Here is a 26,096-nt window from a genome sequence, read left to right as displayed (position 1 = left end):
ATAGAGCCTTGATAACAGACAAGAGAAAGCGCCGTGCGGGCCTGAGCGCCGCGAGAGTGGAGGAGCGTGAAGAATGTGCTGCCAGATGCCTTGGGGTGAGAAAACGGTCCCCACTACCTGTTTGCCGGGCAGGGTCTGAGGCGCATGAAGGAACAGCTTGCCATTATGGTGCCAGACAAGGATCTGCCCCGTTATGCAGGGCATCCTGTCCGGTTTCTGCTGCGGTACATGCGGTGCAGGGGCTTTGCTCATTGCATGGTGTTTGGCGCAGTGGCGGCCGCTATTGGGTGTTCGGTCATGTCCTCCTACGGCATCCGGCATCTGGTGGATATCATGACCAGCATTCCACACGGCGCGTCCACCAATGCCGCGTGGGGAGCCGTTGGCCTGCTGATTGGCCTGATTGTGGCGGATAACCTTTCATGGCGTGTGGCAGGCTGGTTTGCATCTGGCACTTTTGTGGCGGTTACAGGTGATATCCGGCAGGATCTGTTTCGTTTTCTTACGGGGCATTCTCCCGCCTATTTTGCAGACCGTATGCCGACATCACTGGCAACCCGTATCGCCACGGCAGGCAATGTCAGCTTTATTATTGAAAACATGCTTGCGTGGAATGTGCTGCCTCCTGCGCTGAATGTGGTGCTGTCCGTTACGCTCATGCTGTCCGTCAGTTGGGTGATGGGGGCTGCTACTGTCATCACAGCGTCCGGTCTGTGTTTTCTCATGTTCCGGCTGGCGGTGCGGGGGCGATCCCTGCACGGGCTGTATGCGGAGGCCGCCGCCGGACTGGAAGGCGAGACGCTGGACGTCATGGGCAACATCGCGCTTGTGCGGGCATTTGGCATGCGCTGGCGGGAACGCCAACGCTTCAATGCGCTGGCTCAGCGGGAAATGGGGCAGCGGCTCAAGTCCCTGCGTTACATGGAACGCCTGCGGATGATTCACGCGGCCCTGACTGCCGTTCTCACAACCGGGTTGCTGATCTGGGCCGTGTTGCTGTGGCAGTGGGGGCAGGCCACGGTGGGGCAGGTGGTCATGGTCATTACGCTGGGGTTTGCCATTCTGCACGGCACGCGAGACCTCGCCATGTCTTTGGTGGAAACCATCCAGCATAACGCCCGGCTTTCTGAAGTGCTTTCCGCCCTGTTGGTGCCGCATGACATGCCCGATGCTGAAGACGCCACTGAGATGGAAGGGCCAGTGAAAGGCGATGTGGCCTTTCGGGATGTGGATTTTGCCTATCCTGGTGGAACGGCTGTGCTGTCGGATTTCAATCTGCACATCACGGCAGGCAGCCGCGTGGGGCTGGTGGGGCGGTCTGGTTCAGGCAAAAGCACCGTGCTGGCGTTGTTGCAGCGCCTGCGTTTTGTGCAGTCTGGCAAGATCCTGATAGATGGGCAGGATATTCGCGGTTTGACGGATGATGCGTTGCGCGCTTGTCTTTCCATTGTGCCGCAGGATGTGTCTCTGTTGCATCGGTCCGTGTTGGAAAATATTCGGTATGGCCGACCGGATGCGACGGATGAGCAGGTGCGCTCAGCAGCCATGGCGGCGGGATGCGCCGGATTTATTGAGGCCATGTCGGAGGGGTTTCAGACCATTGTGGGGGATCGGGGCGTCAAGCTTTCAGGCGGGCAGCGCCAGCGTATTGCCATCGCGCGCGCCTTTCTGCGCAACGCACCCATCCTTATTCTGGATGAAGCCACCAGCGCACTGGATACGGAAAGCGAAGAGCATGTGCAGAAGGCGCTGGACCGGCTTATGATGGGCCGAACCGTGATTGCCGTGGCACACCGGCTTTCCACCTTGCGGAACTTTGATAGAATTGTCGTGATGCAGGACGGCAGGATTGTGGAAGATGGACCTCCCGCAGTGCTGGAACAGCAGGATGGTCCTTACAGGTATTTTCTGAGCAAGCAGGTAGCGCACGCATGATATTGCAGGATGAAGCTCTTACTCCCCTTACGGAACGGCGGACTGGCCGGGGAGCCCTTGCGGCCTACGCCTATGAGCAGATACGCGAACGGCTTATTCACAGCCAGTATCGTGGGGGGGACCGGCTGGTCCTGCGGCCGCTGGCGGCCTCTCTCAAGCTCAGTCCTACGCCGGTGCGTGAGGCTCTGCTGCGGCTGGTGTCCGAACAGGCGTTGGAACTGGATGAGCGTAATACGGCGCGTGTGCCTGTTATTTCCCGCGCGGTGTTTGTGGAAATCCATGCTCTGCGGGCAGATATTGAAGAGCGACTGGCCCGGAATGTGGCAGAGCGTATTACGCCAGAGCAGATTGCCGCGCTGGAAGAATGCCATAACGACTTCATCCGTGCGTATGAGGCTGGAGACCCGCATGGCACGGCCGTTGCCAACGCGGCTTTCCATAGTGCGGTGGCAGACTTTGCCAGCCTGACCCTGACAGCAGGCTTCATGCACGGGTTATGGACGCGGATCGGACCGATCTATGCAGCGGCCAATGGTCTGCCGGACATTAGCCCGGCGGATAAAAATCACCCGCATCTGCAACTACTGTCGGCCTTTCGTGAGCATGACGTTACAAAAGCAGCGGAAGCCATGCGGCGCGATTTTGCACAGGCTCAGTCCTGGCTGGAGCCGTTACTGCCGTCATAAGAAGGCAGGCGGGTGTCAGGTTCTGTCCGGCATCTATGGCGGAACAAGAGCCTACCCGTTTTCGCGCACTGGATGGCCGACCGGATTGCAAAATCCGTTCTGGCTATTTTTGCTGTAGCGGCAGAGCGGGACGTTATCTTTAAGAATGAAAAAGCCAGCAAAGGAGGTTCCTCTGCTGGTTTTTTCATAAACACTCATGCCCGTGTCTGCTCAGGCTGGTTTGGCCTTGGCTTTATCCGGTGCAGGCTTGGCAGGGGCTGCCGGTTTGCCGTCTGTCAGGCCCGGAACTTCCACATCAATTTCCAACGTGGAATATTGCGCACCCCGATCCAGTTTGATCTGAACTTTGTCCTGATCAACGGCAACATGGCGTTTGATGACTTCCATGATTTCGCGGTGCAACTGGGCCAGCAGATCGTCCTTGCCATCCCCCACGGAAATACGTTCATGCGCCAACAGGATCTGCAAGCGATCCCGCGCAACCGGAGCGGAAGAGCGGCGCTTGAAGATGTTGGAGAGGAAGGAGCTCATGCAACTCTCCTTTTGAACAGCCAGTCAAACAGGCCTTTGCGTTCGGTCGGAATGGTCACTTCCAGTTTTTCACCATTCAGGCGGCGGGCTGCATCCGTGTAGGCACGGGCGGGCGCGCTGTCCGGCTCGGCAATGGTGACGGGTGCGCCTACGTTGGAAGCACGCAGCACGTCCCCGCTTTCTGGAATGATGCCCAGCAGCGGGATGGAGAGAATATCAAGCACGTCATCCGTGCCCAGCATGTCTCCCTTCGCGGCGCGCTGCGGATCATACCGGGTGATGAGCAGGTGCTTCTCCAGCTTCTCGCCTTTCTTGGCTTTGGCGGTCGTGCTGTCGAGCATACCGATGATGCGGTCACTGTCACGCACGGAAGATACTTCCGGGTTTGTGACAATCACCGCCACATCGGCATGATACATGGCCATCTGTGCGCCGCGTTCAATTCCTGCCGGGCTATCGCAGATCACCCAGTCAAACTTCTTGCGCAGTTCATCAATAACCTTGGCGACACCTTCTGACGTGAGGGCATCCTTGTCCCGTGTCTGGGAGGCAGGCAGCAGGGAGAGGTTGTCTACCCGCTTATCCTTGATCAGCGCCTGAGCCAGATTGGCATCGCCCTGAATAACGTTGATGAGGTCAAACACCACCCGGCGTTCCGCCCCCATAACCAGATCAAGGTTACGCAGGCCGACGTCAAAATCCACCAGCACAACAGACTGACCTCCCTTGGCCAGTGCGGCGCCCAGGGCTGCGGTTGTGGTGGTTTTACCCACCCCACCTTTACCTGACGTGACGACCAGAACCTTTGACATTCGTCTTATTCCTCTTTCGTCTTAGTCCATTCTTGCCATCAATCAGGGTGTGACGGCCGTGTTGGCGGCAAGATTACAATCTGCGGTCAAAAATGGAATGCAGAATATTCACTCAATCTACATTCTTTTTAAGGAAAATGCCGTAATTATGCCATCGGGTGGAAAGTGAGCGTCTCTCCGGAGAGCACAACCTGCGTGGGTTTTCCGCTCCGTTCAGCGTCCATTTCCTCCGCTGTGGCGTAAAATCCATCAATCGCCACCAGTTCCGCTTCCAGATGGCGGGTGAAAATACGGGCGTCCGCATGGCCCCCAATGCCCGCAATGGCTCGCCCACGCAGTGCGCCATAAACGTGAATGGAGCCACCGGCAGAAACTTCCGCCCCGGAGGCCACGGAGCCGAGAATGATCACGTCCCCATTCGGCCAGACAATATGCTGGCCAGAGCGGATGGGCTCTTCAAGCAAAAGTGTGCTGGGGGCAGGTGGGGCGGGAACATCATCTTCCGGAATATCGATGTTGCCGGAAGACCGTCCGCCAATAAAGCTCTCGGGCCAGTTCCACCCGGCAAGGGCAGGCCAGGAGCGGTCTGCTCCCTCAATGCCGATCAGGCGTACGCCCCGCTCTTCCAGCGCCTGTTGCAGATACGCCAGATCCGGGGTCTGGACGTCCACCAGGCTGAGATCAAGGATGATGGGTTTGCCGGAGAAAAAACCGGCAGAGCGGGCCAGTTGCAGGTCAAGTGCGTGCAGCCAGTCTGCCAGAGGTGCCTCAGGCGTGAGCGTGAGCGCCAGAAAGGATCTGCCGGAAAGACGGATACGGGGAGGGGAGGATGGCGTGCCGGACAAGGGTTGGGGATCTCGCTGGGTAAGGTCAAACGGGATGGCGCAAGGAGTATAGCGGGGAGGCCGATCTGTCGAGCGTATGCCACACAAGCAGGGTGGCCGCGCATATTTGATGATGAAAGATATGATTTATCCTCTGGTGCAGGCGCAGACAATGTCATAAATCTGCGTCATGCGTACCCTTTTTCATCTCCCCATTTCTCCCTATTGCCGCAAGGTCCGTCTTGTGTTGGGCGAAAAACGCCTGCCGTTTGAAGCGATTATTGAACGGGTGTGGGAGGAGCGTCTGGAATTTCTGGCCATGAACCCGGCAGGTCAGGTGCCTGTGCTGGTGGAAGACAATGGCCTGATTGTTCCAGACTCTCACGTGATCTGCGAGTATCTGGAAGAAGCGTATTCCGATACCCCGCTGCTGGGCCGCACGCTGGCTGAGCGGGTTGAAGTGCGCCGCCTTGTGGCGTGGTTTGATGGTTATTTTGCTGAAAAAGTGACCAACCGCTTTATTGGCGAGCGTGTGATGAAGCGCCTGAGCGGTCGGGGCAACCCCGATGGCACGGTGCTGCGTGAAGGTTACGCGGCCATGAAGCCGAACCTGAAATACGTGAACCATCTGGCGGAAAACCGGAACTGGCTGGCCGGGAATTTCCTGTCTCTGGCGGATTTTGCCGCAGCGGCCCATCTATCCAGCCTTGATTTTATTGGGGACATAGACTGGTCCCGCATCCCGGCGGTACGAGACTGGTATGCCCGCATGAAGTCCCGCCCATGTTTCCGGCCGCTGTTGACGGACCGTGTGGCGGGCATCACGCCGCCCGACTATTACGCCAATCTTGATTTCTGAGCGGCTGGTGACCCTACCTGAACGGCGTGAGGCCATATGGCGCACGCCAGATGTGGTGGTGATTGGCGCTGGCGCAGCCGGGCTGATGGCCGCCTTTACCGCAGCCCGACGCGGCAGCCGGGTTGTGGTGCTGGATCATGCGCCAGAGCCGGGACGCAAGATTCTCATTTCTGGCGGAGGCCGGTGCAATTTTACCAACCGGGATGTCAAACCCGAATGTTTTCTGTCCCAGAACAGGCACTTTGCCCGTTCTGCTCTGAGCCGCTACACCCCGGCGGATTTTCTGGCGCTGCTCGCAACCCATAAAATTCCGTGGCACGAAAAAAAGCTCGGCCAGTTGTTTTGCGACAATTCCGCCAGTGACATTGTCAAAATGCTGCTTGCCGAATGTGATGCGGCAGGCGTGCGCTTGCTGACGGATGTGCGGGTGGCGGACGTCAGTCGTGCCGAGGCATTTCGGGTCAGGACGTCAGCAGGAGAGTTCACGTCTGCTGCACTTGTTGTGGCAACGGGTGGCCTGTCCATCCCCAAGCTGGGGGCATCCGGGTTTGGGTATGACGTGGCACGGCATTTTGGTCTGCCAGTCATCACACCAGAACCTGCACTGGTGCCATTGGTATTCGGCGCGGGCACGGAAAGCTGGGTAAAGGAACTGGCCGGGGTTTCCCTACCGGTCAAGGCATCCTGCGGCAAAGTGGCGTTTGAAGAAGCGCTTCTGTTTACGCATCGCGGCTTGTCCGGCCCTGCTTTGTTGCAGATTTCATCCTACTGGCAGGTGGGGCAGCCCGTGCGGCTTGATTTATTGCCGGGACAGGACAGTGGCCGCCTGCTGGCGGAGGTCAAGGCCAGCAAAGGCAAAATGCGCGGGCCTGCTGTGTTGAGCCGCTGGTTCCCGCAGCGCTTGGCGCAGGAACTGGCGCGCCAGTATGCGCCGGATCGCCCTGTGGTGGAGTGGGCAGATAAAACCATTCGCGCTTTGGCCGAGCATATTCATCGGCTGGATATGCACCCAACGGGCACGGAGGGCTTTGCCAAGGCGGAAGTCACGCGCGGCGGAGTGGATACGCGCGCGCTTTCCTCCAAAACCATGGAGGCCCAACAGGTACCCGGCCTGTATTTTATCGGCGAAGCGGTAGACGTTACCGGCTGGCTGGGCGGCTATAATTTTCAATGGGCATGGGCCAGCGGCCACGCCGCCGGGGAAGCTGTAGCCGCGAACCGCTAAAGGTGGTTTTAGGGGCCGCAGGGGGCCACGGCTGCCTTTGTTGGATGTTCCCTTGCCGATGGGTCTTTCGTTCCCCTTGTTAGGGTTGATTTTGGGCTTTTCGTTCTGCGGCCAGTTCCAGTGCGCGGGCGTAAACCGTGCGGCGGGGCAGGCCTGCGGCGGTGGCAGCAAGGGCGGCTGCGTCTTTTACAGAGTGGGTTTCCAGTAGGGAGCGCAGTGTCGTGTCCAGATCATCCGCGCTGGTTTCTTCGGCTTCGGCAGGGCCAAGCAGGACGGTGATCTCACCGCGTGGCGGTGTTTCGGCATAGAAGGCGGCCAGATCAGCTACCGGCGCGCGCCTGACTTCCTCAAACCGTTTGGTGAGTTCGCGTGCCACGGCGCAGGGGCGGGTAGGACCAAAAATCTCGGCCATGTCCGCCAGTGTTTCAGCTAGCCGGTGGGGGGCTTCATGCCAAATAAGGGTGGCGGCCAGCCCGGCGCGCTCGGCGGCATGCAGTTTGGCGAACGCCTCCTTCCGGGCGGCGGAGCGTGGCGGCGGGAAGCCGACAAACATGAACGGGTGCGGGGGCAGGCCGGAGAGCACCAGCGCCGTCAATGCCGCATTGGGGCCGGGAATGACGGTCAGCGGAATATCGGCTTCGATGGCGGCGCGCACCAGCCGGTAGCCGGGGTCAGACAGCAAAGGCATGCCCGCGTCGGAAACAAGGGCAATGCGCGTGCCGTTCTGCAAACGCTCTATCAGTGCAGGCACACGCTGGCGTTCATTGTGTTCGTGCAGGGCTTCCGTGCGGGCGAAAATGCTGTTTTCGGAAAGCAGGCGGGCTGTTGTGCGGGTATCCTCACACAACACCAGATCAGCTTCCGCCAGCGCTTGTGCCGCGCGGGGGCTGAAATCTCCCAGATTGCCAATGGGCGTTGCCACCAGAGTCAGGCTGAACGCACGCGGGGCATGACTTGAGGCTTTTCCTTCGCTATGGAGGAGACTGTCCCGGTCGCACTGTGCCTCAGACCGGTTGTTTTCGGAGGACGAACTGGATGATGACACGCGCCTATTCTTTCCTGTCTGGAGCACCCACGGGTGGTCTGACGGCAAACCGCGCGGCGCGCAAGGCCGGAATGGCTGTTTTGGGCACGGTGGGGCTTATGCTGGCAGGCTGCGCGGATCAGTCTGGCTCGGCAGGATCTGGCGCGCAGGCTCCAAAAGCAAGCCATAAGGTTGGTGTATTGCTGCCGTTGACCGGCCCGAACGCTGGCTTGGGGCGTGAACTTCTTTCTGGCGCGGCTCTTGCCCTGAGCGATGCGCCTGCACCCGCTGGGGCAACTGCGGCTCCGGCTGCGGGCGCGCCCACCATGGATGTGCATGACACTGCCGGGGTTGGTGGGGCTGCGGCTGCCGCGTCTGCCGCGCTGGCCGCAGGGGATGGTATTCTTCTTGGCCCGTTGACAGCCGGTGATACCGCAGCGGCAGCTCCCGCCGCACAGAATGCTGGCGTGCCTGTGCTGGCGTTTACCAGTGATGTCTCTCAGGCGCGTGCAGGCGTATGGGTGATGGGCATTACGCCGGAAGATCAGGTGGAGCGGCTTGTCGCACTCGCCCGCAAGGAAGGGCGTCATCGTTTTGCAGCGCTGCTGCCGGATAATCCCTTGGGTCGCGCTTTGGGGAATGGCCTTGTTACGGCATGTCAGGATCAGGGGCTGAATGCGCCTGCCATTCTGTACCATACAGGCAGTGTGGACAGTATTACGCAGAAGATGCGTCAGCTTTCCTCTTATGACACACGTCTTTCAGAATCCCGCGCAACCTCCGGAACCACAACACCCAATACAGGTGCACCCGCAGCCGATGCCGTGGCGGATGCTGAAAAGCCCTTGCCGTCTGATCTTGCCGCGGCCCTGAAACCCGATGGAAGCACGGCGGCTACGCCTTCTGCGGCACCAGCACCCCCGGCGGCTGCATTTTCTCCTCCTCCGTTTGATGCCCTGCTGCTGGGGGATACGGGGCTTGGGCTGAAAAATGTCATTACCGCCCTGAATGATAGTCAGGTTACTGCCAGCAACGTACGGATTATGGGGCCGGGTCTGTGGTCCGCTTTTGCCACCAAGCTGGGAGCACTGAAGGGGGCCTGGTATGCGGCACCGGACCCGTCTTCCCGTCAGGCATTTGCCAGCCGTTTTCTGGCGCGGAATCACCATATGCCGCGGCCTCTGGCTGATTTGTCGTATGACGCCGCCATGGTGGCCAAAACCGTCTCTCAGGTTGCCCCATCGGGCTACCCCGCAGATGTGCTGACACGGCCTGAAGGCTTTGCAGGTGTGGATGGTCCGTTCACCTTGCAGCCCAACGGGCGCACGCGCCGGGCGCTGGGTGTATTTGAAGTGATTGGTAATGGAAGTGGCGCAAAGCTCATTGCGCCTTCCAGCCTGAAGACTGATGTTTCCGGCTAAAAGATCACCTGCAGGCCCCGTCAGCTTCGGGCTGGCGGGCTAATAAAAAAGGCGCTCTCCGGCAGGAGGCGCCTTTTTTGATGGTTGGAAGAATGGTGAGCGAAGGAGATCACCGAGCCTTGGTTCCGGTCCGTTTCTGTTTGACCATATGTGTCAGGCTCTGAACCACTTCCTGCACAACGCCGTCCCATTCGCGGGGGGCTTTTTGACGAATAATGCGGAGGTCCGGATACCATGGGCTGGTTGTCTGATTATGGAGCCACCGCCAGCAATTATCATAGCGGTCCATCATCAGCACAGGTTTGCCCAGTGCGCTGGCAAGGTGCACGCAGGACGTATCAACAGACACCACAACATCCAGAGACATGATGAGGGCTGCCGTATCATCCATACTGTGCAATTCATCCGTTGGATCATACAGCACCATATCTTCCGGTAGGTCCAACATCTGCTCAGCATAGGGGCCTTTTTGCAGGCTGATGAGGTTGATGCAGCGCACAGCGGCAAGGGGAGCCAACGTGTGCAGATTCATGGAACGGCGGCGGTCTACCATGTAGGGGCCAACCAGATTGGGGCGCGGTGCGCCGCCCCATACCAACCCCACATTCAGCTTGCGGTTGCGTGGCAGAAAGGTGGAGAAATATTTTATCTTGTCCGGATCTGCTTTCAGATACGGAACAGAAGCGCCCATTGCATCTTCCGTGGCTGCAAAAACGCGGGGGAGGCTGATGAAGGGGCAATGCCAGTCATAAGCCGGAACATCGCCCCCAACCTGCACTTCGATGGCGCCAGTTACGCGGCGGCACAGGTCTGCCAGCGTATCCGGCACCCACAAATGGGGAATGGCTCCGCGCCGGGCCAAGGGTTCAATATAGCGCAGATACATTAATGTATCGCCCAACCCTTCTTCCTGCGTGATGAGAATACGCTTGCCCCGGATATCCGTGTTCGGACCAAGCGAGGGCATGAGCTGTTCAGGTGGCAGGCTGGTATGGCCGGGAAGCTTGAAGCGCCATTCATGCTCGGCCCATCCCTGAGCGTAACGGCCTGCCTTGAGCAGGGTGATGGAGTGGTTCAGGCGGATCTGAGCATTGGTCGGGCGGTAAGTAATGGCGCGGCGGTAGAAATCCAACGCCTCTTCCAGTTTCCCCATGTTGGAGAGAACGCACCCGATATTGGACAATGTCCCCGCGTGATCGGGGTGTTCTTCCTTAACAGCCTGAAGAACGTCCAGCGCGCCTTCCATATCCCCTTTTTCTGCCAGCACCATAGCCAGCAGATTGGCGGCCAGTGTGTTGTTTGGGCGCAGAGCAACGGCTTCACGCAGCACCTCCAGCGCTTCGTCAAACTGCCCCATCTGGCCCAGCATGCCGCCAAGTGCTTCAAGCACTCGTGCATCCTTGGGGGTGAGTTTCAGGGCTTCCCGGCACACGGGCAGCACATCTTCCCGACGGTCCAGCGCCACCATGATCTCGCTGAGGTCCTGCAACGGATGCTGCGCCAGCGGATTTTTGGTGGCGGTCGCGCAGAAAAGTTCCGCAGCTTTCCGTGGGGCATACGTTCCCGCGTAACACAGGCCGAGCAGGGTCTGTATCTGCGGCTCATCCAGCTTGGCGTAGGGTTGCAGAACAGCCAGCATAGCCTCGAAATGACCGGCTTTTATCTCGCTCAGGGCACGACGAAGCGTGGTCTGGTCAGGATGGCTCAGGGTGGGAGAAGAAGCAGGGCGCGTCATGGTTCTCTTATGTATCGTCCAGATGCGTTGCGGGAAAGCAAAACAGAAGCAGGTAAGAAAAAACCCGGCAAGGCAGCATGCCAGCCGGGTTTTTCAGGATTATGACAGAGGCCGTATCAGGCTGCTTTCATAACTTCGGTCAGAGAAGAAAGAACATCCGCCGGGTCTTTCTTTTCCAGTACTGCAACTTCGGCCACAAAACGTTCCTGTGCGGCTTCAAACAGCTTGCGTTCACTAAAGCTGCCGTCCAGGCTGTCCACATTGCGGCGCAGGTCACGCAGTACTTCTGCAATCTGGACCAGATCACCCGAGTTGATTTTTTCCTGATAGGCAACGGCACGCCGTGCCCACATGCCTTTGCTGACATGCGGCTTGCCCTTGATAATGGACATGGCCTTGTCAACAATTTCGCGTGAGACAATCTTGCGCAAACCGGCCTTGCGGGCCTTGGTTAGCGGAATACGCAGCGTCATCTGGTTGCCGGGGAAGGAAATCTGGATCACTTCCAGCTTCGTGCCGGCAATTTCATCAACGCCAATACGGTCCACGCGCCCTACGCCGTGGGCCGCATAGACAATGGCGTCACCCTCCTGGAAGGGGTCGTCGTCCTTGATCTTGGTTTTGGCCTGGGCTGCGGTGGTTGCTGCGGCCGTGCGTGCCATTGCATCTGTCACGCCGCCTTTAGGGGTGGTTCTGAATGTGCTCATAGCCAAGGCTTATACCATAAATTCGTGGCCCTGTCTTCCATAAGGGCAGACAGGGCCTTGGGGACGCGTGATGCTGCTTTCAGGACTGAATGCCCTTGATGGTGGTGAGCGGCGGCGGAGAGCCAAGGCCTGTAGGTTGTACGGTATCAATTTCAATGGTGCGGGCCATGGTCGCCATGGGCAGAGCATGCGGTGTGCTGGCGAAGGGTTCCTGAAGATCGTTCGCGCTTTTGTCCAGCACCAGAAACAGCATACCCACAAGGGAAGACCCCAGTGGCGTAATCCATTCAAGAGTCTGGACCATGGAGATAGGCAGGATAATGCAGAAAATGTTTACCAGTGCACGCGGTAGGGCGGAAAACTGCATGGGAAGCGGCGTATTGCGGATACGTTCCAGTCCACCCTGAGCGTTGGCCAGATCAGACAGAATACGGTCTATTTGCCCATGTACGGCGCCATCAATGCCTTTTTTGGCCACTTCCTCGCTTACGCCAAGCCCCAACTGGTAGAGAATGGCATTGGGCTGATTACGCCAGCCTTCAATGCCCTTGAGCATGTTGGGTGGGAGCAGCCGTTTGACATCAGTCGAGACATCAACATTCCCCAATGCACCGCGCAGGGCATGAGGATAGGCGGCAATGCCGAACATCAGATCTGGTCGATCACCCAGCAATGTCCCTGCCTGACGGCTGAAGGAGCGGCAGTTGTTGGTAATGGACCCCCACAAGGTGCGGGCCTCCCACCAACGGGCATAGGCGCTGTTACTGCGAAAACCCATGAAGAGGGCGAGAGCAGAGCCGATAAGCGATGTGGGAAGGCTGGGAAGTTCCATCCATTCCTGATGGAATACCTGAAACAGGACAACCACGACACAATCCCATGCTGCCATGAGGAGGAATACCCCCAGGATCTCTTTGCTGATAATCCGCAAGCCGATCCTTTGGTCAACGATCATCCAGATAGTCTCCATTATGGTTGTTATGGTTCAAAAGAAGACACAGTAACTTGGAAGGACGCTTACGGTTTCCTGCCTGAAGGGGCGCATTCTGTCCATGTTACAGCTTTGTCATGCGTTCAGCGTGTTCATTAAGACATTGTTCATGCTCAGTGTGGCACGAAAATGATGGAAACAGATTTTCCTGTGAGTTGCTATGCTGCAAAAAACAGGAAGGGGCTCCTGCTCCGCCTTCCAGCCCGGACGAGCGGGGACGGAATACGTGGCACAAGGATCAAGCCATGGCGCGACAGGACGAGAATAAGGGAGAAGAGAGGGTGGTGACAACAATCGAGACGCGCTCGGAGCATGTGTGTCATGGTGGACGGGTTGGTTTCTACACCCATCAGTCAAACGTTCTGGGGCTTGAAGCGCGTTTTGCCGTGTTTGTGCCGCCCGGTGCAGATACCGCAAACCCGGTGCCCGTTGTTTATGTGCTGGCCGGACTGACCTGCACGGAAGAGACCTTTTTCATCAAGGCGGATGCCCTGGCGGAGGCTGCCAGATTAGGGGTGGCGCTTGTGGCGACGGATACATCTCCCCGCGGAGCAGGCGTTGAGGGAGAAGATACAGACTGGGACTTTGGAACCGGAGCCGGATTTTATCTGGATGCCACACAGGAGCCGTGGCGGAAGCATTACCGAATGGGGCACTATATTTGTGAAGAATTGCCCCGGTTGGTAGAGGCTCATTTTCCGCTGGATGGTGCGCGGCGTGGTATCACGGGGCATTCCATGGGAGGGCATGGAGCGCTTGTGCATGGATTGCGGGCTCCGCAGTTCTGGAAATCTGTCTCGGCTTTTGCCCCCATTGTGCACCCCGCCGAGGTGCCGTGGGGTGAGAAGGCCTTCACCAATTATCTTGGGCCAGATCGCGCAACGTGGCGCACGTATGATGCCGTGTGCCTGTTGGAGGATGGCCATACTCACCCCTCCACATTGTTGGTTGATCAGGGAAAGGCCGACCAGTTTCTGGAACGCGAACTTCAACCATGGCATCTGGCAACTGCGGCACAAACAGCCGGTCAGGCTCTGACCTTGCGCGAGCATGATGGATATGATCACTCATACTGGTTTGTGCAGAGCTTTGCTGCTGATCACATACGGTATCATGCGGCTGTTCTGAAGGCGGTGCGGTAACAACGGCTCAGGTGAGGGAGTGCGGCTGTAAATGGCTGCTCTCTCGAACCCTTTAAAGTAAAAAGGCATAAGTGATTATTTTATAATCAAACTTTATTCCCAGAAAATGGACGCCTCTTTTTGATAGAGTATTTTTAGTTCGGTTATCTTGCGTCCGGCAACCGCGTGTGTATGGTCCTCAAAAATAGATATAATAATGTGTCGGAGAATTTTATGCGTTTTTTAAAAAATATAAACGTATATTTTTATTTCTTTATATTTTCGATTGTGATTGTTGCTGCTGCAACTTTAAATAATCCATATTTTTTTACAGAAGATGATTCCCAGAATGAATATCTGGGGTTCATGCGGCAATATGGAGAGTCCTGGCGGAATTGGGAGATACCCTTCATTGCCAAGAATATTCTGGTTGGCAGCAACGCCATGGTGGAACTGCAACGCGCTATTTTTGCACCGCACAACATAGTGGCTTCTCTTATCACCTGGAGGGTTCGAAAAACCTCTTGGCTCTGAGTATTTTGTGTGATTCCATTTCTTCGGCGTTGATTGGGGATGGTGGAAGATGAAACAGCCTGGTTTCTTTGATGTTGAAGAGCGGCTTGCTCGTTTGAGCGGTCTTGGCGATCAGCTTGAAGCGTTTTCCCGGACTGTGGATTTTGAGGTGTTCCGCCCTGATCTGGAGAAGGCTCTGGCCTATTCAGATGGAAGCAAGGGCGGGCGACCGCCATTTGATCCGGTGTTGATGTTCAAGATCCTGGTGATCCAGACGCTCAACAATTTGTCTGATGAGCGGACAGAGTATCTCATCAACGATCGCCTCTCCTTTATGCGTTTCCTTGGTCTGGGACTTTCAGATCGGGTGCCCGATGCCAAAACAATCTGGCTGTTCCGTGAACGCCTGACACAGGCGGGGGCCATTGAAAGACTGTTTGAGCGCTTTGATGCGACCCTGCGCAGCGCTGGTTATCTGCCGATGTCAGGCCAGATCCTGGATGCCACGCTCGTAGCGGCTCCGAAGCAGCGCAATACAAACGCAGAGAAAGCGGATCTGCGAGCAGGCCGTATTCCTGAAGACTGGCAGGACAAGCCCTCCAAACTGTCGCACAAGGACAGGCATGCACGATGGACGCTGAAGTTCACGAAGGCGAAGCAGCAGGATGATGGAACCATGCCATCCAGCGATCTTGCCATCCCGTTCTTTGGCTACAAATCCCACGTCTCCATCGATCGGAAGTTTCGGTTCATCCGAAAATGGAAGACGACGGATGCCGCCGCCAGTGATGGTGCGCGATTGAGAGAGGGGCTGCTGGATAAAACCAATACGGCCTCAAGCGTCTGGGCTGATACAGCGTATCGCTCAAAAGCCAATGAAGACTTCATGGAAAAGCATGGCTTTGTCTCAAAGGTTCACAGGAAGAAGCCGCATCTCAAACCCATGCCACTCCATATCCAGCGGTCCAATGCAGGAAAGTCCATGATCCGCTCGCGTGTCGAGCATGTTTTTGCCGACCAGAAATCACAGACGGGATTGTTCATCCGAACTGTCGGTATTACCCGGGCCACCATGAGGATCGGGCTGGCCAATATCGTCTACAACATGCGCCGCTTCCTCTTCCTGCAGCGGATCAGCACCACAGCGTAGCTATCAAGCGGGTAACAGCTCCCAATCTGCTCAAAACGCAGACCGGATGCCATCGCAAAAACCGTCAATCAAATCGCCAAAAGCCAGAAATTACCCGCCAAGCACATCAATCAACGGTTCTTCGATCCCTCCACCTCATCAAACACCCTTGTTACCTCAACAGGCGTGTTTTTTGCTGTCCTTGATATTTTTGTATTGGTTGTTGCCGGCTATATTATAGGTCAGTCTTTGGGGCTTAAGAAAAACATCTCAGTGCTTTTGGGGTTTTCCCTGCCTGCAAATGCCATGTTTTTATACCAGTACGCTGGTCCATGGTGGAACGCCGCCAATGGACATGCCCTTGCCATGTTGTCGGTTGCATCTTTCTTTTTTCTTTTAAAAGAACGTTCTCTAAGCAGTTATGTTTTTAATTTCATTTCAGTTTTTTTGCTTTTGTTATCAGGGTGGCCTCATGGGTTTATTGGCTATCTGGTCATAGGTGTCTGCTCTCTGGCGTTTGTCATGAGGCAGAATTTCAAGAAAAACATCGCGTTGGTTGTTCCAACGTTGTGCGCTGGGCTGTGCGCCGTTCCCGTCTATTCAGAATTTCTGTATTTACGCGATTTTATTGTAAGGCCTTCCGGTTGGGATAATTTGAACAATTTTCTGGTACCAAGCCTTACCCAAATGCTGTTTGCGTTTTCCCCAACATATTTCGAGCATATGAATTATTTTGGTGGATACAGAGCCGTTTGCGTTGCGTTTGGGTTTGCATCTGTCTTCTGTATATTTCCGGTCTTTTTTTCAAAGATAAAGCTGAATGACCCGGTGTTGAAAATACTCTTCACCTGTTCAGTGGTGTTTTTAATATTATGCCAGATGCCGTCGCAATCGGGAATGTTACGGTACTCCATACGCTTTCTCCCTTTTTTCACGCTTATGGTGAATGTGATTTCCTTCTACATTCTGGACCGTTTTGAAATAGTGGTGACCAAAGGAAGAGAAAGAGCGTTTTTTTATTTTTTGATAGTGTCAGCAATAATATCTTATTCTATCTGTGCGTTTGAATTTAAAAATCTGCTAATGGCTGATTTTTTCAGCCTGGTTCTGGTATTGTGCGCCTATCTGTTTTTCATCAAAAAACAGGCCATCAAGACAGAGACGTCTCTCCCTCTTTTTGTGGTGCCGTTGGCAAGTGTTCTGATCATGTTTTTCACGTTGTCTGGCGTGGGAGAAAAATACATGTATCAGATTGATTTACCCAAAAAACTCGAAAATCTCTCAAACCTTAATCTCAGCGGTTCTGTGATGTCCTTTTCCGGATGGGGATATCATGATGCCCATGAACTGGCAGATATCAATTCTTCTCAGTTTGGCTATTATGATGTGAAAACAGCCAATGGTTATTCTCCCAACGGGCAGAAATACATAGACCAAGTTCTGGTGCATTCTCTTCCGCACACATTGCTGGATCAGAATGCGTCCCTCCCGCAACTAACCCAGCAGATACCGGAGTTTGGTAATCAGTGTCTGCTGAGCATGTTTGGTGTCAGCACCATAGTGCTGGGTAACGGAAATATGCTGGATGCTGTGAAACGCTGTGGATTTGGCAGGGTTTTGCCAGGGCCCCGAGGTATGATGTATGCGATGAGCCAGAAGACATATTCGTCTTCTTTAGCCTATGCCAGCGCTCCAGCGGTTTCTGTTTCCAAGGAGGCAAACAACACCATAAAACTGGCGATCCCTGACGAAAAAAACGCCATTACCATGGTTTTTTCACGCGAGTTCTGGCCGGGGTATAGTGCCCACGGGTTGGCCTGCAAGGTTGACGTGTCAGGTTACAGAAAAATGTTGCTGTCTGTCACCGTTCCTCCCCATTGTCAGGGGGAATTAACAGTCTCGTATTTTCCCAAAACATGGAAATATACATTATTCAGCCCGCTTCTGGGGCTGATCCTTTTTGGCGTTTTCCTGTGGCGTGAACGGCAGCAGGCAGGAAAGCCTGTTTCTGGTCTGCAAGTGCAAGTTGCCTGACCCACGTGCTGGCGAGTAGCATGTTATACTCTGGAGGGATTATGAACCATGCCCGCCAGAGCCCCCAGCCATTTCAGATATTCTGTCAGAAGCAGGCGGAGTGTATTGCTTTTCAGTGGATGTTCCAACGCAGGCGGTTTGACGGGGTATGCGTATAGCGTCACGCCCGGCAGTGTACGGCCTAACTCAAGCATGGCGCGGCGCATGTGATAGCCAGCGGTTACAACGGTCAGGGTATAAATATGGTTGTCTGCAACCCAGGCTGCGGTTTCTGCCGCGTTTTCAATGGTTGAACGTGCCTGATAGCCTAGCGTAATGCGCTCTTTCAGGGGGGCTGGCATGGGGGGAAGCAGATCATCACGGCCCGTCTGTGGGTCCACCCCGGAGATCAGCAGTTTCTCGGCCTGATTTTGCCGGAGCAGCCTTAAAGACATGTCTATGCGGCCTTGCCCGCCCGTGAGCGCTACAATGCCGTCCGTGTGGGGAACCGAATGGGCGGGCTGTAGGGCATCATATGCAAACCAGCCGAATGTTACGCCCATACAAAGGAGCACCAACAGCCCCAACCGGACCCCACCACATAGCATGCGGTTCAAGCGGGAACGTCGGGGTGCGGTTCTCTGGGGGGGAGTGGAGGCCTTCATGGCATGCGGCGGAGCCAGATGCGGACCATGATCTGTGTGGTCATCCAGCCAATAAAGGCAGCAACAAACGGTAGCCCCGCAAGCCCGATAAGCAGATCCTGTGGCAACATGCCGGGAAGGGAGCGCCAGTCCGGCATGGCGGTGCTGGCTGTTTGAAGAGAAGAGACGGCAAACGGAGCCGCCATTCTGAACAGGAAGACAAGCGGCGCGATAGCCAGCAAGGTGCCCAGAATGCCGCCTCCCAATGCAAGGCCGCCGGTGCGTCCTGCAAAACGTCCGGCAATGTAGCTGTCCGTGGCACCCAGCCCATGCAGAATTTCAATAATATCCCGGCGGGTGGAAAGCCCCGTGCGGGTTGCAAGCCCGGTAATCATGGCGGCAATCCCGCCTACGGTGGCAAGCGCCAGCGCGGCGCAGGCTAGCAGGCTATCAGCCAGTGCCCGCAGCCGGGTGCTCCACTCGGCATTATGTTCAACAAGGGTGCCTGGAACCTGAGCGTTGAGGGTCTGCTCCAGATCTGCCGGAGCGGCTGCACCGGCGGGCAGACGCACTTCTATTACGGCAGGCAGAGGAAGCGCGCTGTTGCTGGCATCCCCCAGCCAAGGTGTCAGTAGATGTGCAAGTTCTTCTTTGCTCAGTCTGTGAACCTGCGTCCCGGAGGGCAAGGCGGAAAGGCGCGCCAGCACGGCGTCCGCCCGTGTTTGCGTTTGAGGGGGGGGTGTGGGAGTCGGCCCCGTGGCCGTTTTCTGAGGAGGCGTTGCGGTAGCCGGTGCGGGTTGGTCCGGGGCAGAAACCTGAATGGTCAGCAATTGGGCCGCGCCGCCAGCCCAACGGGCAGACAATGCGCGTGCGCCTGTTGCACCTGTAAGGGTGAGGGCTGCCAGAAAGCTCATCATGGCTACCAGAATGAACAGGCTTCTGTCCGGCAGAGCTTCTGAAAGGGAGAGGCCGTCCTTACGGCCGGAAAAGGGGAGCGCCATGGGTCAGTCTCCCTCCCGCACCAGCCGGCCCCGTTCAAGGTAGAGGGATGGCTGGGGCAGGCGGCGAACCAGGGCCTCGTTATGGGTGGCGACAATCACGGTTGTGCCCATGCTGCTGAGTTCTCCAAACAGGTCCAGCAGTTTATGCGCCTGTGTTTCTTCCAGCGCATTGGTGGGTTCATCCGCCAGAATAAGGCCGGGCCGGTGGACAATGGCACGCGCTATGGCGGTTCTCTGCTGCTCACCGCCAGAGAGGCGTGAGGCGCGTACGTTTACGCGTTCTCCCAGCCCCACCCATTTCAGGATGGCGTGCACCTCATCCGTTATTTCCTCTTCCGGGCGATGTTGAAGGCGTAGGGGAAGGGCTACGTTATCGGCCACGGAAAGATCGGGCATCAGTCGGTAGTTCTGATGTACCATCCCGATTCGCTGCCGCAGGCGCATCAATGCGGCGCGTGGGGCTTCTGCCGTTACGGTCTTGTTCAGAATGTCCATGCTGCCGTCTGTCGGCAGGCTTTCTACATGCAGCAGGCTGAGCAGGCTTGTTTTACCCGCGCCAGAAGGTCCAAGCAGCCAGCGAAAGCCGCCCTGTGGCACCGAAAAGGACAGGCCCGAAAGGACCGGAGCACCATTCTTGCGTTCCCGCCGCCATGAAACGTTCTGCAGGCGGATCATGAGAGAAAAATGGATTGGGCGCTGAGGCGCGGCGTGATCTGGGCGACGTGATGCATGGGTTTGATAGTAGCGGAGAGCAGCCTGCACTGTCGATGATAAGCCGCAAAGAGAGTGGCGAGAACGGATTTAACGGGGATTGTGTAAAATCCCCTCTGGCATGGAGGGCAGCCTCTTGTATTAAAGAGGATGTTTGGAAAGCTGCTTTTCAGGTAGATGCGCAAGGTATTGGCTGAATAGCGCGTGCCATGACAGCTACGGCATGACAGAGAGTACTGATGAGAATTGTTTGCCCTTCATGTGGCGTTGCCTATCAGGTCCCTGCGGCTCTACTGGCCAAACGGCACACGCTAAAATGTTCTGCCTGCGGCGTGAAATGGCGCGTGGACCTTCCAGTAGAGGAGGCCGCATCCCATAACACGCCGCAGGCAGAACCTGTTGCCGCGCGTGCACCATCGCCCGAGGCAGAGATTGGCCATGCTGCGCCCCAGTCTGATGCGCCCTCTCATTTCTCAGCGTCTCAGGAAGCCGGCCAGCAGAACGCGGCTAACACACTGCCCGTTACAGAACGCCAGCCTTCTTCGCCTCCTGCAAGTTTTGAAGGCCGCGCTGGTGCGCCCACATCTTCTGAGGCCGAACCCTCTCGGCCAGCAGAGCCTGTTGAGGAGGAAGCACCTCATCCTGTAGAGCCAGAAGCAGAATTTTCTGTTGAATCGGCAGAAGTGGGGGAAGATACCCCGAAAGAGGTTGCAGTCTCTTTCGTTCCCCGGCAGCCTGAGCCTGAGCCTGAGCCTGAGCCTGAGCCTGAGCCTGAGCCTGAGCCTGAGCCTGAGCCTGAGCCTGAGCCTGAGCCTGAGCCTGAGCCTGAGCCTGAGCCTGAGCCTGAGCCTGAGCCTGAGGCCGTTACTCCGGCTGCTCCAAAACCGGAGGCAGCGCCGCCCGCACAGGAAGCTGTAGAAGAACCGAAGGGCGAGCAGGAAACTGAGAAGCCACCGGCCTCTCCTGTGCCCCCTGTGTCTTCAGTGACCTCAGCGTGGCCTAAACCTGCTTGGGGCACTTCTCAGCCAGCGAGAGTGGTTTCTGCCCCGGAAGACGCAACGGAAGAGGGGCACCAAGTCCAACTGCCAGCAGAGGAAGAGCGCCCCCGAGAGCATACTGAACCCTCCTCACCGGTTGCGCCGCCTGTCTCCGAGCTTCCACCCATCCCGGCACCTCCGGAAGACGCGGTTCCCGTTGAGACAGTCCGCGGTGAGCCTTTGGTCGGTAGTGAGCAAAGCGTTTCTGCGCCGGTCTATGCAGAGCCTGCCGCTGGGCAGCCGGAGGCTGTCAAAGAGCCAGCCGGTCATACAGGTGCGACACGTGCATTCCAGCAGGAGGCTGCATCAGCTTATCAGCAAGTAAAGGCCGCTGGAGCCGGAGTGGCCGAGCGGGTAGCTGGCGCGGGTAGCCTGCGGGATATGATGGTGAGGGACGTTTTCTGGCGGCGCGCGTGGATTGCCAGTTTTATTGTGGCGATCATTGTTCTGGTAGCCGGTTGGCATTGGTGGAATGCCATTGTTCATGTGTGGCCCGCTGCGGGGCGGCTGCATCAGGCTGGCTAAGAAGGCAGCTTTCGCCTCCCAGCCTTCAAGGAGGGAGGTGAAAGCTGTTAGACTAAATGGCTTAGAGGTTTCTACCTGCCAGCGTAGCGAGCGTGGCGCCTGCGGCAGCAAGGCCCATCAGCAGAATGCCATCCCAGATCAGACCGCCCGCCGTCAGGTCATGTCCGGCTACAAGGATATGTTGCGGGATGGCTGCGGCAACGTTGGTGATCGCATCTTTAGCCTGAGGGTCAGCCGCAACGGCCGCGTGGGACAATGCTCCAACCAGAGCAGGCAGAACTTTCCAGAGCACGCCGGCAATCAGCAGCAGGGGGGCAAACAGTTCCGCCAGTTGCTGAATGAAATAGAATGCAAAATAGCAGACAGACCAGATGCCGGTGCGCACCAGCCGGAAAGCCAGAGGAGACCCGTCTGCCGAGCGGGAGGAAAACGCCAGAGGGCGAGCAAAATTGGCGTTAGGGCGCTGGTCCATGGTCCTGTAGTTCCTTCGGGCGTAATACGGGTTTCTGCATCAACCTGAACCGCAGGCGCGCAGACATGATGGTGCTGACTATACACCACCGTGCGGTCTGGTCACACCGCTGCAGTAAAAAGACAATAGAGCGTGGTTTTCCGGCTACGTCTGCACGGGAGCTAAGGCACGCATACCGGCTATGGTCAGAGGGTGATAACGCATTCGAGAGCAGACGGATGCCGGGGCAATTTGTTAAAGGAAAACAGGATTATGGCGGTATCTTCCAGGGGGAGGCCAATTCTATCCAGTAGGGCGAAGCATCAGTAATAGGATACAGCGTGCGCAAGGTGAACGCTGCAAAAGACCAAAGGAGATTTTCCGGCTGAGTGAGCCTGAAGCGGAGCAGGAATGAATTTTTTGTCGTGTACAATCTGGCTTGTGGGAGTAGCAGACGCAGAAAGCGAGCGTCTTGTCGCCCAGTTTAGCCAGCGTGGCTTCAAGGTTCTTGTGTTTCCCGATGGGAAAGCAGCCTTTAACGGGTTTGATGCCTCTCTGCCGGATATGCTGGTGATTGCGGCTTCTCTGCCGGATATGGCGGCCAGCCAGCTTTGTCAGCGTTTGCGCCTGAATTCCGTAACACGAGGGATTCCTGTTGTGGTGCTGACACACGCCGCTGATGCCGTGGTGGAGCATGAAGTTCTGGGGCGGGGGGCTGATGCCTGCTTCCCCCTGAATGGGGACCCCGCTTTTTTGATGTTTCGCATCTGCGCCCTCTTGCGGGACTATGATGAGGAAACGCCCGCACGGGAAAATGCGGTTTTCCGGCAGCCATCGGTTGCGGTGGTCACGGCCCCGGGCGGTGCTCTGTGGTCTTGGCGGGGAGGCGGTAATGCGGGCGTGCCTTTGCTGGTGGAACTGCTTCAGCAGGATGGCGAATCCGTAAAGCTGATAGATGATCCTGACCGGCTGGATTTTTCGGCGCATCCGGTTGGTCCCCATCCATCGGATTGTGTGGTGGTGGATCTGGGCTGCCCGCTTTTTGATGGGCTGGCGTTGGCCCGCACATTAGTGGCCATGCGGCGCAGGAACCGGCAATGTATTCGGGTGCTGGGCATGGCGGAGCGGGGGCAGGTTTCCAGCCATCTGGCGGTCATTGCCTTCGGAACGGGGATTGATGATCTGGTGGATGCCGATATTTCCCCAGATCTGTTGCTGGCCCGTATTGGCAGCCTTGTGCGCCGCAAGATCTTGCAGGATGAAATGCGGCGGGAAGACGCGCATATTGAAAGCGCACGTGCCCGTATGGCACTGGCCGATGCCCTGCGGCGTGTGAATGCGGATCTGGCTGCCGCCAACCGGAAATTGATCGAGGCGCAGGCCAAACTGGTGCAGTCTGCCAAAATGGCATCGCTGGGGGAATTGGCAGCAGGGATCGCGCACGAATTCAACAACCCGCTTGCTTTTGTTCTGGCGCATGAAGGCACGGTGAACCGCAGCATTACGCGCGCCATGCAGGCCGTGCGGGAAGGGGACATGCAGGGGGCTGAAAGCGCGCTGACCAAAAGCCAGGAACGTCTTGCGTCCTCTTTTGTCGGCCTCTCCCGCATGCGGGATCTGGTGGCTAGTCTGAGACGATTTTCGAGACTGGAGGAAGGCGAATTTACCCGGCTGGATGTGCCCGAGGCCTTGGCTATGGTGCTGATGCTGCTTGCGCCCAAACTCGGGCAGGAGATCCGCGTTGTCTGCCATCTGGATGCGCCGCCAGAACTGTTCTGTCAGGCGGCACTGGTTAATCAGGTGGTCATGAATATTGTGAGTAATGCAGCAGACGCCATTTTGGAAAAACGGCGTGAAAACAAGGAGCATCTTTCCCCGGTGGTGGAAGAGGACAGTATAGAAATCAGCTCCTGTCTCGAGCCCCGCCAAGGCGAGGAGGAGGGACAGGATTACGTGATCCGTATCAGTGATACCGGACCCGGAGTGCCTGAAAATTTGCAGGAACGGATATTTGAACCGTTTTTTACAACAAAACCTGTAGGCTCAGGGACCGGGCTTGGACTGGCCACCGCTTACGGCGTTGTACAGGCCCATGGTGGGAGTATAGTTGTGACAAACGCGCGGGAAAAAGGTGGTGCCTGCTTTACATTGCGGGTGCCTTACAGGGCTGTGGAGGAGAGGCGGAGTGATTACGCTGCCTGAGCCAGACCGGAAAGCCGTTGTTCTGGTTGTAGATGATGAGCCTGAAATTCTTGTCGCGCTGGCTGATCTGCTGGAGGAGACGTACGACGTTCTTTCCGCATCATCAGGAGAGCAGGGGCTGGCCCTGCTTCAGCAGACTCCGGATGTGGCCGTCATAATTTCCGACCAGCGTATGCCCAACATGACTGGGGACGCCTTTCTGGCGCGTGCGCGCATGGTTTCGTCCGCAGGCGCTATCCTGCTGACGGGATATGCGGATATCTCTGCTGTGGAGGCCGCTCTTAATCAGGGCAAGATTTCGTTTTTTGCCTATAAGCCATGGGATGATGAAACCCTGCTCTCTATGGTGGCGCAGGCGGCGGGGCGGTATGAGCTTGAAAAGGAACTGGCGTGCGAGCAACGGCTCTTGCGTGGGCTTCTGGACAACCTGCCCTTCGGGCTTGCGTTCAAGGATGAAGAAGGCCGTTTTATCCGCCTGAACCAGCAAATGGCAGCGCAGTTTGGTCGTTCTGCTGCTGACTGTATCGGGCAGAAAGAAGACGCCCTGATTGATGCTGAACGCCTGCAAAGCCTTGAAGAGGCGCAGGCGGCTCTGGCCTCTGGCGCACGGGACCAGCAGGTTCTCAGGCTCACCAGCCCGGACGGGCAGGCCCGCTGGCATGACCTCACCCGTATGAAACTGGGGGGCGCGCCGGATGACGCCGGACAACCGCGAAAAGATGAACTGGCTGATTATTCCATCCTGATAGATCGGGATGTGACAGATCTGCTCAATCTGGAACAGCGGCTACGGCAGGCGCAGAAAATGCAGGCTATTGGAACGCTTGCCGGAGGTGTTGCGCATGATTTCAACAATCTGCTCACCGCCATTATGGGATCGCTTGAACTGGTGATGGATCTTGAGCCGCCCAAGGAGCCTGGGGTGGCGCGGTTGTTCCATAATGCAATAGAGGCTGCACGGCGCGGCGGCGCGCTGACGCAGAAACTGCTTGATTTCAGCCGTCCGCGCCATTTGTCTTGCCAGCAGGTGGAGGTGGGGCAGATCTTGCGAGATCTGCAAAGTTTCATGGTGCGTGGGCAGGTACCTGATGACCTGCAAACCGCCCTGGGCGCAAACAGCGAGGAAGCCGCTAGCCGAATTGGTTCCGTGCAGTTTGATATCCCGGATGAGGCTCTTCCGCCGGTCTGGACAGATGCAGTGCAGCTTGAACTGGCCATTTTCAATCTGTGCATCAACGCGCAGGATGCGCAGCCCGATGGGGGCACTATCAGCGTTTCAGTGCGCAAGGCGGCGCGTCTGCTTGGGCGGAGCACCACGGCCGCCGCTGGCGGTGCGTGGGTGGTGGTGCAGGTGATGGATCGCGGTGTGGGCATGACAGAGGAAATGCAGGCCCGTATTTTTGATCCGTTTTTCACCACCAAGGATATTGGAAAAGGAACAGGCCTCGGTCTTTCCATGATTTACGGCTTCATCAACCATTGCGGGGGTGAAGTCCGTGTGGAAAGCGTGCCGGGAGGGGGGACGTCCATAGAACTCTGGCTGCCAGCCATGGCGACGGATGTGAACGCGGAAGACTCCTCTTCTTCTGTCGTGACCCCACTGCCAGCACAGCAGGAACGGGCCGCTACGCTGCCGCCCGTAGGGGACGGACGCCTCATTCTTGTGGTGGATGACGAGACAGGGGTGCGGAGTGTCACATCCGGCTTCCTGCGTCGGGCTGGCTATGAGGTTCTGGAGGCATCAAGTGGGGCGGAAGCTCTGGCCATGGTCGAGGGCAGGCCGGAAATCTCGCTGGTGGTGATGGACGTGATGATGCCGGGCATGAATGGCGATGAAGCCGCAAGGCGCATTCATGTTCTGCGGCCGGATCTACGGGTTCTGTTTGTCACGGGGTATACGGATCTGGGGCTTCTGCCTGCCGGTGTAACGGTGTTGCACAAGCCTTACACGCGGGATGCGCTGCTGGGGGACGTGCGGGCAATGCTGGCAGCGTAAACT

General features: G+C 57.0%; 24 protein-coding genes. 12 read left to right on the top strand and 12 right to left on the bottom strand.

Annotated elements, in window-relative coordinates:
• The first annotated feature begins 144 nt into the window (after positions 1-144).
• Both QWU00_RS01285 and QWU00_RS01280 read left to right on the top strand, forming a co-directional pair.
• Complete coding sequence (locus QWU00_RS01285; protein ID WP_035377767.1) at positions 145-1,935, top strand: ABC transporter ATP-binding protein; 1,791 nt, start codon at positions 145-147, stop codon at positions 1,933-1,935.
• Complete coding sequence (locus tag QWU00_RS01280) at positions 1,932-2,621, top strand: GntR family transcriptional regulator (protein ID WP_006557034.1); 690 nt, start codon at positions 1,932-1,934, stop codon at positions 2,619-2,621. The genes QWU00_RS01285 and QWU00_RS01280 overlap by 4 nt, the downstream gene beginning before the upstream one ends.
• Positions 2,622-2,672: 51 nt before the next feature.
• On the opposite strand, the gene QWU00_RS01275 is transcribed toward QWU00_RS01280, so the two are convergent.
• The 4 genes from QWU00_RS01275 to minC form a co-directional block, all read right to left on the bottom strand.
• Positions 2,673-2,819: a hypothetical protein gene (locus QWU00_RS01275; RefSeq protein WP_156105399.1), complete on the bottom strand. Its 147-nt coding sequence runs from the start codon at positions 2,817-2,819 to the stop codon at positions 2,673-2,675.
• Between the two features lie 12 nt (positions 2,820-2,831).
• Positions 2,832-3,152 carry a cell division topological specificity factor MinE gene (minE, locus tag QWU00_RS01270; RefSeq protein ID WP_006557036.1) on the bottom strand — a complete coding sequence of 107 codons (321 nt, stop codon included), beginning with the start codon at positions 3,150-3,152 and terminating at the stop codon, positions 2,832-2,834.
• On the bottom strand, positions 3,149-3,964 hold the full coding sequence (gene minD, locus QWU00_RS01265) for a septum site-determining protein MinD (RefSeq protein WP_006557037.1): 816 nt from the start codon (positions 3,962-3,964) through the stop codon (positions 3,149-3,151). Before minD ends, minE begins: the two co-directional genes overlap by 4 nt.
• A gap of 146 nt (positions 3,965-4,110) precedes the next feature.
• Positions 4,111-4,809, bottom strand: a complete 699-nt coding sequence (gene minC / locus QWU00_RS01260; RefSeq protein ID WP_035377769.1) for a septum site-determining protein MinC — start codon at positions 4,807-4,809, stop codon at positions 4,111-4,113.
• A gap of 169 nt (positions 4,810-4,978) precedes the next feature.
• Between minC and QWU00_RS01255 the strand changes: the two genes are divergently transcribed.
• Both QWU00_RS01255 and QWU00_RS01250 read left to right on the top strand, forming a co-directional pair.
• Entirely contained in the window at positions 4,979-5,647 is a 669-nt protein-coding gene (locus QWU00_RS01255) for a glutathione S-transferase family protein (protein ID WP_035377771.1), read from the top strand.
• Positions 5,648-5,654: 7 nt separating this feature from the next.
• Positions 5,655-6,872: a BaiN/RdsA family NAD(P)/FAD-dependent oxidoreductase gene (locus QWU00_RS01250; RefSeq protein ID WP_052051144.1), complete on the top strand. Its 1,218-nt coding sequence runs from the start codon at positions 5,655-5,657 to the stop codon at positions 6,870-6,872.
• Positions 6,873-6,951: 79 nt separating this feature from the next.
• Here QWU00_RS01250 and rsmI read toward each other — a convergent pair whose 3' ends face one another.
• A complete protein-coding gene (rsmI, locus tag QWU00_RS01245) occupies positions 6,952-7,917 on the bottom strand; it encodes a 16S rRNA (cytidine(1402)-2'-O)-methyltransferase (RefSeq protein WP_035377773.1) in 966 nt (321 codons plus the stop codon).
• Here rsmI and QWU00_RS01240 point away from each other — a divergent pair.
• Positions 7,911-9,317, top strand: a complete 1,407-nt coding sequence (locus QWU00_RS01240) for a penicillin-binding protein activator (protein WP_035377824.1) — start codon at positions 7,911-7,913, stop codon at positions 9,315-9,317. The genes rsmI and QWU00_RS01240 overlap by 7 nt on opposite strands.
• 109 nt (positions 9,318-9,426) lie before the next feature.
• Here the strand turns inward: QWU00_RS01240 and QWU00_RS01235 are convergent, their stop codons facing one another.
• The 3 genes from QWU00_RS01235 to QWU00_RS01225 all read right to left on the bottom strand — a co-directional run bounded on the left by QWU00_RS01235 (position 9,427) and on the right by QWU00_RS01225 (position 12,714).
• A complete protein-coding gene (locus QWU00_RS01235; RefSeq protein ID WP_035377775.1) occupies positions 9,427-11,052 on the bottom strand; it encodes a tetratricopeptide repeat protein in 1,626 nt (541 codons plus the stop codon).
• A gap of 116 nt (positions 11,053-11,168) precedes the next feature.
• Entirely contained in the window at positions 11,169-11,759 is a 591-nt protein-coding gene (locus QWU00_RS01230; RefSeq protein ID WP_035377777.1) for a CarD family transcriptional regulator, read from the bottom strand.
• A gap of 79 nt (positions 11,760-11,838) precedes the next feature.
• Positions 11,839-12,714, bottom strand: coding sequence for a bestrophin family protein (locus tag QWU00_RS01225; protein ID WP_035377779.1), 876 nt, complete (start codon positions 12,712-12,714; stop codon positions 11,839-11,841).
• A 281-nt stretch (positions 12,715-12,995) separates the two neighbouring features.
• On the opposite strand from QWU00_RS01225, the gene fghA reads away from it, so the two are divergent.
• The 4 genes from fghA to QWU00_RS01205 all read left to right on the top strand — a co-directional run bounded on the left by fghA (position 12,996) and on the right by QWU00_RS01205 (position 17,547).
• A complete protein-coding gene (gene fghA / locus QWU00_RS01220; protein WP_052051139.1) occupies positions 12,996-13,892 on the top strand; it encodes an S-formylglutathione hydrolase in 897 nt (298 codons plus the stop codon).
• A gap of 213 nt (positions 13,893-14,105) precedes the next feature.
• A complete protein-coding gene (locus QWU00_RS01215) occupies positions 14,106-14,405 on the top strand; it encodes a hypothetical protein (protein WP_035377783.1) in 300 nt (99 codons plus the stop codon).
• 49 nt (positions 14,406-14,454) lie between these two features.
• Entirely contained in the window at positions 14,455-15,534 is a 1,080-nt protein-coding gene (locus QWU00_RS01210; RefSeq protein ID WP_007397870.1) for an IS5 family transposase, read from the top strand.
• Between the two features lie 165 nt (positions 15,535-15,699).
• Complete coding sequence (locus tag QWU00_RS01205) at positions 15,700-17,547, top strand: hypothetical protein (RefSeq protein ID WP_187668670.1); 1,848 nt, start codon at positions 15,700-15,702, stop codon at positions 17,545-17,547.
• A 23-nt stretch (positions 17,548-17,570) separates the two neighbouring features.
• Here QWU00_RS01205 and QWU00_RS01200 read toward each other — a convergent pair whose 3' ends face one another.
• From QWU00_RS01200 to QWU00_RS01190, 3 genes are read right to left on the bottom strand one after another with little or no spacing between them, the layout of a single operon-like run.
• Positions 17,571-18,134, bottom strand: a complete 564-nt coding sequence (locus QWU00_RS01200; protein WP_035381134.1) for a YdcF family protein — start codon at positions 18,132-18,134, stop codon at positions 17,571-17,573.
• A 53-nt stretch (positions 18,135-18,187) separates the two neighbouring features.
• Positions 18,188-19,171: a cell division protein FtsX gene (locus tag QWU00_RS01195; RefSeq protein WP_035381132.1), complete on the bottom strand. Its 984-nt coding sequence runs from the start codon at positions 19,169-19,171 to the stop codon at positions 18,188-18,190.
• Positions 19,172-19,174: 3 nt separating this feature from the next.
• A complete protein-coding gene (locus tag QWU00_RS01190; protein WP_035381130.1) occupies positions 19,175-19,846 on the bottom strand; it encodes a cell division ATP-binding protein FtsE in 672 nt (223 codons plus the stop codon).
• Between the two features lie 275 nt (positions 19,847-20,121).
• On the opposite strand from QWU00_RS01190, the gene QWU00_RS01185 reads away from it, so the two are divergent.
• Entirely contained in the window at positions 20,122-21,444 is a 1,323-nt protein-coding gene (locus QWU00_RS01185; RefSeq protein ID WP_304651017.1) for a zinc ribbon domain-containing protein, read from the top strand.
• A gap of 61 nt (positions 21,445-21,505) precedes the next feature.
• Here QWU00_RS01185 and QWU00_RS01180 read toward each other — a convergent pair whose 3' ends face one another.
• Positions 21,506-21,916, bottom strand: a complete 411-nt coding sequence (locus QWU00_RS01180) for a hypothetical protein (RefSeq protein ID WP_035382395.1) — start codon at positions 21,914-21,916, stop codon at positions 21,506-21,508.
• A gap of 390 nt (positions 21,917-22,306) precedes the next feature.
• On the opposite strand from QWU00_RS01180, the gene QWU00_RS01175 reads away from it, so the two are divergent.
• Both QWU00_RS01175 and QWU00_RS01170 read left to right on the top strand, forming a co-directional pair.
• Positions 22,307-24,097, top strand: a complete 1,791-nt coding sequence (locus QWU00_RS01175) for an ATP-binding protein (RefSeq protein ID WP_035382393.1) — start codon at positions 22,307-22,309, stop codon at positions 24,095-24,097.
• Positions 24,081-26,093 (top strand): response regulator, encoded by a 2,013-nt coding sequence (locus QWU00_RS01170; protein ID WP_035382392.1) that lies wholly within the window; start codon positions 24,081-24,083, stop codon positions 26,091-26,093. The genes QWU00_RS01175 and QWU00_RS01170 overlap by 17 nt, the downstream gene beginning before the upstream one ends.
• Positions 26,094-26,096: the final 3 nt, after the last annotated feature.

It is taken from the genome of Acetobacter tropicalis (assembly GCF_030644465.1).
Lineage (GTDB): Bacteria > Pseudomonadota > Alphaproteobacteria > Acetobacterales > Acetobacteraceae > Acetobacter > Acetobacter tropicalis.
This window is presented reverse-complemented; position numbering and strand designations above follow the sequence as displayed.